This window comes from Streptacidiphilus neutrinimicus (genome assembly GCF_000787815.1).
GTDB classification, from domain to species: domain Bacteria; phylum Actinomycetota; class Actinomycetes; order Streptomycetales; family Streptomycetaceae; genus Streptacidiphilus; species Streptacidiphilus neutrinimicus.
The window spans coordinates 19,028-27,159 of record NZ_BBPO01000024.1 but is presented as its reverse complement, the minus strand read 5'-3'; the positions used below and the strand labels follow the sequence as shown (position 1 = coordinate 27,159).

Sequence of the window (8,132 nt, the reverse complement as noted above, 5' to 3'; positions counted from 1 at the left end):
GCAGGCGAGGTCCTGGGGGCAGCCCAGGGGCCCACCGGGGCGCGGTGGGTGTCCTTCGTGCAGCGGGTCGCGGCCGGGCGGCGCGGGCTCAGGCGGCGTCGGCGCGTCGAGCCGTGCGCCCGGAGATCTGCACCCGGTCCACGACGCCGGTGGCCGGGTCGCGGTGGAAGCGCCCGCCGGGCTCGCGCCGGCCGGTGGCCGGGTCGACCAGGTCGAAACAGAGGTCCTGATAGCACGCCAGGCCGAGGGGTAGGTCGCCGTCCACGGACAGGGTGGGCGTGCCGTCCGCGTCGACCCGGACCCGGTACTCGGTCGTCCCGTTGAGATAGGTGCCGTCGCAGTCGGGCACGGCGGCGACGGGCAGTCCGCGGGCCGGGGGCGTCACCGCGGTCGGCACGGGCGCTCCGGTGAGCAGGGCCAGGTCGTCGGCGAGGTCGCGCCACAGCGCGGTGGCCCCGCCGGCGTTGCCGGTGAAGGCGACCACCACACCGCTGTCGGGCTCGGCCCGCAGGTGGCAGGAGGTGCCCTGGGCGTTGCCGTCGTGCCCGCACCACCAGCTGTCGCCCTGCCGGTAGAGGGCGGCCCCGAGGCCCCAGGCGTCGGCCAGGGCACCGGCCTCGCTCCCGGGCTGTGGCCGGCGCATCCGTTCGGCGACGCCGGGCGGCAGCACGGCGGAGCGCCCGATCAGGGCCCGGCCGAGGGCGGCGAGGTCCAGGGCGCTCGCCGCCAGGGCCCCGGCGGGCGCCTCGACGGGGGCCAGGTTCTGCCGGGCCGGACGCGGCCTGCCGGACGCGGTGTTGAGCGCGTGGCCCCCGGCGGTCGGCCGCTCGGGGCGGACGTCGTCGAGGAAGGCCGGGACGGTGCCCAGCGGTTCGAGCAGCAGCGCCTGGACGGCCTCGTGCCAGGACATGCCGGTGACCGACTCCACCACCCGGCCCAGCACGACGTAGCCGGCGTTGGAGTAGGAGAAGCCCGTCCCGGGCGTGAACAGCAGGTCCTCCGCGGTGCAGAACCGCGCCAGGTAGCCGGCGGTGCTCGCCTCGGCGACGGTGTCCGAGTCCGGTCCGCTCGGCAGGCCTCCGGTGTGGCTGAGCACCTGTCCGACCGTCACCTGCGGCAACGCGCGCAGCTCGGGGACGAGAGCGGCGACGGGGTCGGTCAGGTCCAGGTCGCCGTCGTCGGCCAGGAGCATCACGGTGGCGGCCGTGTAGGGCTTGGTGAGCGAGCCGAGCGGGACGGCGGTGTCCGCGGTGAGGGCCGTGCCCGTGGCGACGTCCGCCGTCCCGGTGTGCCGACTGACGAGGCGCGTGCCGGTGTCCACGACCAGCTGGGCGCCGGGGACGTGGTGGCGGCGGGCGAGGAGGTCGAGCCGGTCCTGGAGGTCGTCGGGCAGCGCGATGGGACGGCGGGCGACGACCGGCCCGCTGGTGGTGTACGGCATGAGAAGGGGTCTCCCGTGGTGAGGGCTGAGGTGCCTGGCACGTCGGCGTGGTCCGCCCGGTGCGCCGTCCGCCGCCCGCCGGCGTCCGGCTGGGACAGCGCGGAGAGCAGGGGGCGTGGACGCCGGAGGACGGTGCGGCACTCAGGAACGGGTGACGGCGACCGGCAGGTGGCGGACGCCGACGATGACGGCCGGGTTCTGGTACGTGACGTCGTCGTGGGAGGGGACGACGAGATCGCGGTAGCGGTCGAGCAGCATGCCGAGCGCGATGCGCGCCTCCAGCCGGGCCAGCGGCGCGCCGAAGCAGAAGTGGATGCCGTGCCCGAAGGTCAGGTGCGGGTTGGGGCTGCGGCGGATGTCGAAGACGTCCGGCTCGGCGAAGCGCGCGGGGTCGCGGTTGGCCGCGCCCAGATGGGCCATCAGCAGGGCGTTCTCCGGGAGTTCGCGGCCGCCGAGCACGACCGGCCGGGTGGTTCGCCGGCCCAGCTCCGGAAAGGGCGGCAGCCAGCGCAGCACCTCCTCGACCGCGACGGGCAGCAGGCCGGGCTCGGCGCGCAGTTCCGCGAGCGTGCCGAGGTGCCGGTCGAAGGCCACCACGGCGTTCCCCAGCAGCGCGGTGGTGGTGATGTGCCCGGCGACCAGCAGCAGGGCCACGAAGCCCACCATCTCCTGGTCCGTGAGCCGGACGCCGTCCAGTTCGGCCGCGATCAGCCGGCTGGTCAGATCGTCACCGGGGTGCGCGCGGCGGCTTCGGATGTGGTCCAGCACGTAGCCGTTCATCGCGCGCACCGTCGGGGCGATGGCCTCAAGGGCCCGTCCGAGGTCGTCCATGTCGGGCGCCTCGCCGAGCTGGTCGCCGCCGAACAGGACGGCCGCCCACTCCTGGAAGAGCCGGTAGTCCTCGGCGGGCACGCCGAGCAGCTCGGCGATCACGATGATGGGCAGCGGGTACGCGAGGGCGTCGACCAGGTCGAACGCGTCGCGGTCCGCGACCGCGTCGAGCAGTCGGGCGCAGACGGCCTCGATGCGGGGTTCCAGTCCGAAGACCACCCGCGGGGTGAAGGCCTGGCTCACCAGCGCCCGGAACGTTCGGTGCCGCGGCGGGTCCATGCCGACGAAGTTGCCCTGCCGCAGCGCGTCGAAGTCCGGCTGGCTGGGCGCGTCGATCGGCGAGAGGTCGGAGGAGTACGTGGCCGGATCCGCGAGGACGGCGGCGACGTCCCGGTGGGCGGCCACACGCCACGCCCCCTGCGCCTCGTCCCACTGGGCGGGCCCGGCCCCGTGTAACGACCGCCACCGGTCGGGCAAGGTCTCCAGTAACGAGGGCGTCGACGTCAGTTCTCTTCCCACCACGTTCCCCTCCTGTGGCTCGCTTCTCGCTCGCTTGTGGCTCGCTGCGCAGGCGCGACGGTGCCGCGCATGCGGGGGTTCCCGGGTAGCTCGGGCGGCGTCCTGTGCCGCACAGCGCTCGTGGCGCGTCGGTCACCGCGCCGGGCGGGGCGCCGGCCCGTACGGTGTCGTCGGTCCGGCCGCCGCCGTGGACTCACAAGGAGTGACACGTACCTGACAAGAATACGACACTCCCATGACCCTTTCGTCCCGGAATCGACCCAGATCGACCGTCGCACAGTCTTCACGGCGAGTCACTTGTTCGCAACCCCACGAGGTCGGAGCGCACTTCGGACCCGCTCTCGCGACCACGCGACGATCCCGACGGATCGTCCCCGCACCACGTCTGCCCCGGCGCCTCAGCGGCAAACGCACCGCAGTCGAATCACTTGGTGAACAACCACCGTGCGGGGCTTGGTGGGTGCTCGCCCTGCGCCTTTTCCGCTCCGGTGCGCGCCGGGCGCACGCCGGAGCCCGGGCAGTGGGGGCGCCGGGCCCGGATCGCGCCGATGCCCGTGTGCCGGCGCGCCTTCGGGGCAGAAGCGCGGACATGCTGCGTACATCCTCCGAACCGGAGTCGACGGCCCGCGAGGAGGCCGCCACCGCCCCCACGGCTCACACCCGCCTGTACCGTGACGGTCGCCTGGCACAGGAGGGCTTCCCCTCCCGGGAACTCCCCGCGCTTCTGCGCGACCCGGACGCCACGGTCTGGCTCGACCTGTGCGGGCCGACGGCGCGGGACTTCGCGATGCTCGAGGAGGACCTCGGTCTGCACCCGCTGGCCGTGGAGGACGCGCGGCACGAGCACCAGCGGCCCAAGCTCGACCGCTACGCGGGCCATGTGTTCCTGAGCGTCTACGCCGTCTCGCCGGAAGGCGGTTCCGGACCGCTGGAGACGGTGGAGATGTCCGTCTTCGTCACCCGGAACGCGCTGATCACGGTCAGGACCGACGACCGGTTCGACATCACGGCGGTTCTGAGGCGCTGGGACGAGAACGCCGACCTCGCGGGCGAGGGAGTCGCGTTCCTGCTGCACGGCCTGCTCGACCACGTCGTCGACGGCCACTTCAGGGCGGTCCAGGACCTCGACGACCGGATCGAGGAGCTGGAGGACCTGCTCTTCGACGACGGCCGGGCGCAGATCGAGACGGTCCAGCGCTCCTCCTACGCGCTGCGCAAGGAGCTCACCCGGCTGCGCCGGGTGGTGCTGCCGATGCGCGAGGTGGTCAGCGGCCTGCTCCGGCCCGACCTGCGCGTGGTGGGCGAGCCGATGCTTCCCTACTACCGGGACGTCCAGGACCACGTGCTGCGCGCCTCGGAGTGGACCGAGTCCCTGCGCGACCTGGTGAACTCGATCATGGAGACCAACCTCACGGTCCAGGGCAACCGCATGAACCTGATCATGAAGAAGGTCACGAGCTGGGCCGCGGTGATCGCCGTGCCCACCGCGATCACCGGCTTCTACGGCCAGAACGTGCCGTACCCGGGCTTCGGCAGCGTCGCCGGGTTCTGGACCTCCACCGCGGCCATCGTGATCGTCTCGGTCCTGCTCTACGCCGTCTTCAAACGCAGGGACTGGATCTGAGCCGTCCTTCGCCGGCTTCCGGCCCCCAACTTCCGCTTATGATCCGATGGTGCTTGACTCACGCCATCTCGCCACATTTCACGAAGTGGTGAGCGCCGGCACCTTCTCCGCCGCCGCACGTGCCCTGGGCTGCACCCAGCCCGCCATCACGCAGCAGATGCGCGCACTGGAGCGCAGCGTCGGCATGCCGCTGTTCGTCCGTGCGGGACGCAGGCTGAGACTGACGGAGGCGGGCGAGGCCCTGGCCCGGCACACCGGCTTGATCCTGGGCCAGCTGTCGGCGGCGGAGCAGCAGTTGGGCGCGCTGGCGCGGCTGCACCTGGGACGCGTGCGGATCTGCGCGTTCCCCAGCGCCAACGCGACGCTGGTGCCCGCGGTGATCGCCCGGCTGCTGGCGGAACACCCCGGGATCCGGATCGAGTTACAGGAGGACGAACCGCCCGGCTCGCTGCGCCGCGTCCCGCGCGGGGACTGCGACATCGCCCTGGCCTTCAGCTATCCCGGCTTCCAGGTCGGGGACGCCGCCGAGCTGGTCGAGTACCCGCTGATGGAGGACCCGGTGACGGCGCTGCTGCCGGTGGGCCACCCGGCCGCCCGGCACAGCGCGGTCCGCCTCGCCGACCTCGCCTCCGAACGCTGGATCGCGGGCTGTCCGCGATGTCAGGCGAACCTGCTGTACGCCTGCGCGGAGCAGGGCTTCGCGCCGGACGTCGTCTTCGCCACCGACGACAACCTGGCGGTGCAGAACCTGGTCTCGGTGGGCGCCGGAGTCGCCCTGATGCCCGCCCTGGTGCTCGGCTTCCTGCGCCACGACAAGGTCACCGCACGCCCCGTGGAACCGCTCACCCACCGGAAGATCGCCGCCTACGCGTTGCGCGAGCACACCCACCTGCCCTCGATCGCCCTGGTCCTGGACGTGCTCCGCGACGTCGCCCGCGCCCACCCGGGCACCTGACTCCGCATAAGCAGCGCTTGACCGTACCCAAGCAACGCTTGTTGGACGCGATGCGACGCGGTGCGCACAGTGGAGCCCGTGCCCTCATCCACCGCACACGAAGCGCAAGCGCCCGGCGTCACCACGACGCCCTGGATCCGCGATCTCGCCGCCGGGATCCGTGAGGTACTCCGCCGCGACCTGTCGCCGCAGCTGACGGCGGACCAGGTCGCCGAGGTGCTCAGACCCTCGCTCGGCAGGCCCGGTCTGCTGACCGACGCCCAGCGGGAAGGCGATCCGCGCGCCTACCGGCAGCACCTGCTGCACGGGGAGCCCGACGGGAGCTTCTCCGTGGTGGCCCTGGTCTGGCTGCCCGGCCAGCAGACCCCGATCCACGACCACGTCTGCTGGTGCGTCGCCGGGGTCCACGAGGGCCAGGAGACCGAGCACCGCTACCGGCTCACCGGCGCGGGCGAGACCGCGGAGCTGGTCCGCGACGCCGTCCTGGTGAACCCGCCCGGCGCGCTCTCGGCGATCGCGCCGCCCGGCGACATCCACCGCGTGCGCAACACCGGCGCCACCAAGGCGATCTCCCTGCACATCTACGGCGCGGACATATCCCGGCTGGGTTCGAGCGTCCGCAGGACCTACCGGGCGCCGCACGAAGAGTCCTGACGGCGGACCACCACCCCGCCTCCGACTTCCCGCGCCCCGCGCACCCCGCGCCCCCGCGCCCCGGGCACCCGCGCCCCCGCACCAGAAGAAAGACGAACGGCATGGCCGAGACCCTCACCGTCGCAGACGCCCGACGCTTTTCGACCGCACGCACCGCGCACCCCACCCCGTCCGCCGGTCCCGCCTCTGCCGCTCGCTCCGGGACCGTGCGCGACATCGCCGTCGTCGGCGCGGGGGCGGCGGGCACCCTGACGGCGATGCGACTGCTCCGCAACGCCGCCGAGCATGCGGGGCAGCGTGAGCCCGCCTGCCGCGTCTGGCTCGTCGACCCGGCTCCCACCGGAGGCGGCCTGGCCTTCTCCACCACCGAGCCGCACCATCTGCTCAACGTCCCGGCCACCAACATGAGCGCCCACGTCGACGAGCCCGACCACTTCGTGCGGTGGCTCGCCGCGCACGGGCACAGCGCCGGCTTCGTCCCGCGCCGCGTCTACGGGCGCTACCTCGCCGAGAGTCTGGAGGACGCGGCCCGGCTGCGCGGCGCGCCGGAGCTGCTCCGCCTGCACGAGCGGGTCGTCTCGGTCGGCCACGCCTCGGACGCTCCTGACGGCGACGGGTCTGCGCTCGTAGAGCTCGGCTTCGCCACCGGACAGGTCCTCCAGGTCCACGCCGCCGTCCTCGCGCTGGGCAACTTCGCACCCGACGACAGCTGGGCGCCCCCCGCGCTGCGCGACGCGGCCGGCTTCTTCCCCGACCCGTGGGTCGCGGGGCTGGACGCCGCCGTCGGCGACAGCGGCGACGTGCTGCTCGTCGGCACCGGACTGACCATGGTCGACATCGCCCACACCCTCCAGCGGCCCGGCCGCGTCGTCCACGCGGTCTCACGCCACGGGCTGCTCCCCCAGCGCCACGGCGACACCCCCGCCGCCCCGGCGGACGCCCCCGAACTGGAGGGGTGCACCGGCCTCGGCGACCTGCGCCGGGCGGTGCTCCGCCACCTGTCGCGGTGCCGCCGGACGCACGGCGACTGGCGGCCGGGCTTCGACAGCCTCCGCCCGCTCACCACCGCGCTGTGGCAGCGAATCACCCCCGACGAGCGGGCCCGCTTCCTACGCGAGGACCTCCGCCACTGGGAGACCCACCGCCACCGGATCCCGCCGAGCAGCGCGGCAGCCCTCCAGGGCGCGATCGACGCCGGCCGGGTCGCCGTCGGCCGGGGCACGGTCGCCTCGGCCACGGTCACCCCCGACGGCATCCGCGTCGTCCTCGACGACGGCCGCGCCCTCACCGTGGGCGCGGTGGTGAACTGCACCGGCTCCCGTACCGACCTCACCCGCGTCGACGACCCGCTCGTCTCCGCCCTGCTCGGCTCCGGCCTCGCCCAGGCCGCAGCGCCCCCCGGCGGCTTCCGGACCGACCCGACCGGCCGGCTCCTCCCCGCCCCGGGCACGACCCCGGCCCCGCTGTGGACCCTGGGCAGCCTGCGACGCGGCGACCTTCTCGAATCCACGGCGATCCCCGAGATCCGCCAACAGGCCGAGGCCCTCGCACGCGCCCTCCTCGCCCGGGAAAGGGCCGACTTCGCACGGCGTCAGCTCGACCCCGCCGCGCCGGGCCGGATGGGCCACTGACCGAGGCAGCCGCCCTGGCGGCCGGCGAACCCGGCGGGGGAGCCGCTAGTCCCGCTGCTGGGTGTCGGTCGCCGCTCCGCAACGGCGGGCGGCGGCGAGAGCCAGGGACGCCGCCGCGGCGAGCAGCACGGCCGCGATCACCGCCGTCCAGCCGCGCCGGAAGGCGTCCGGCACGGCCTGCGGTCCGTGCGGGGGGCGCACTCCTGCGGCCGACCGCCCGGCGAGCCGCTCCCGGCGCGCTTCGACCATCTCCATCGTGTGCGGTGTACATCGCGGATTCGGCCGCCCGTCGCCTGCCCATTCCCAACGGTTCGCCGTCGATGTGATCCTCGTCCCATTCATGGCGTCCTTACAGGAAAAGACACTTGACGTGTCGTTACGGCCCCTTCCGACGGGTTACAGTGATCTTGTCGGTCCGCTCCGCAGCGCGGACCCGGCTCCTCCTTTCGGTTCGCCGCCCCGCAGGTCAAGACACCA

General features: G+C 73.8%; 7 protein-coding genes. 4 read left to right on the top strand and 3 right to left on the bottom strand.

All coding sequences use genetic code 11. The features are described 5' to 3' along the window. Positions 1–88: 88 nt before the first annotated feature. Positions 89–1,441: a serine hydrolase domain-containing protein gene (locus TR48_RS17340; protein ID WP_042368091.1), complete on the bottom strand. Its 1,353-nt coding sequence runs from the start codon at positions 1,439–1,441 to the stop codon at positions 89–91. A gap of 141 nt (positions 1,442–1,582) precedes the next feature. Next, positions 1,583–2,677, bottom strand: coding sequence for a cytochrome P450 (locus tag TR48_RS17335; RefSeq protein WP_236652190.1), 1,095 nt, complete (start codon positions 2,675–2,677; stop codon positions 1,583–1,585). 703 nt (positions 2,678–3,380) lie between these two features. Here TR48_RS17335 and TR48_RS17330 point away from each other — a divergent pair. The 4 genes from TR48_RS17330 (at position 3,381) to TR48_RS17315 (ending at position 7,655) form a co-directional block, all read left to right on the top strand. Continuing rightward, positions 3,381–4,415, top strand: coding sequence for a magnesium transporter CorA family protein (locus tag TR48_RS17330; RefSeq protein WP_152628014.1), 1,035 nt, complete (start codon positions 3,381–3,383; stop codon positions 4,413–4,415). Positions 4,416–4,464: 49 nt separating this feature from the next. Further along, positions 4,465–5,370, top strand: coding sequence for a LysR family transcriptional regulator (locus TR48_RS17325; RefSeq protein ID WP_042368165.1), 906 nt, complete (start codon positions 4,465–4,467; stop codon positions 5,368–5,370). 78 nt (positions 5,371–5,448) lie between these two features. Beyond that, a complete protein-coding gene (locus TR48_RS17320) occupies positions 5,449–6,024 on the top strand; it encodes a cysteine dioxygenase family protein (protein WP_042368089.1) in 576 nt (191 codons plus the stop codon). 101 nt (positions 6,025–6,125) lie between these two features. Next, entirely contained in the window at positions 6,126–7,655 is a 1,530-nt protein-coding gene (locus TR48_RS17315) for an FAD/NAD(P)-binding protein (RefSeq protein WP_084729508.1), read from the top strand. A 45-nt stretch (positions 7,656–7,700) separates the two neighbouring features. On the opposite strand, the gene TR48_RS17310 is transcribed toward TR48_RS17315, so the two are convergent. Then, the gene (locus tag TR48_RS17310) at positions 7,701–7,910 is read right to left on the bottom strand and encodes a hypothetical protein (RefSeq protein WP_152628013.1); all 210 of its coding nucleotides are present in this window, start codon (positions 7,908–7,910) and stop codon (positions 7,701–7,703) included. Between the last annotated feature and the right edge of the window lie 222 nt (positions 7,911–8,132).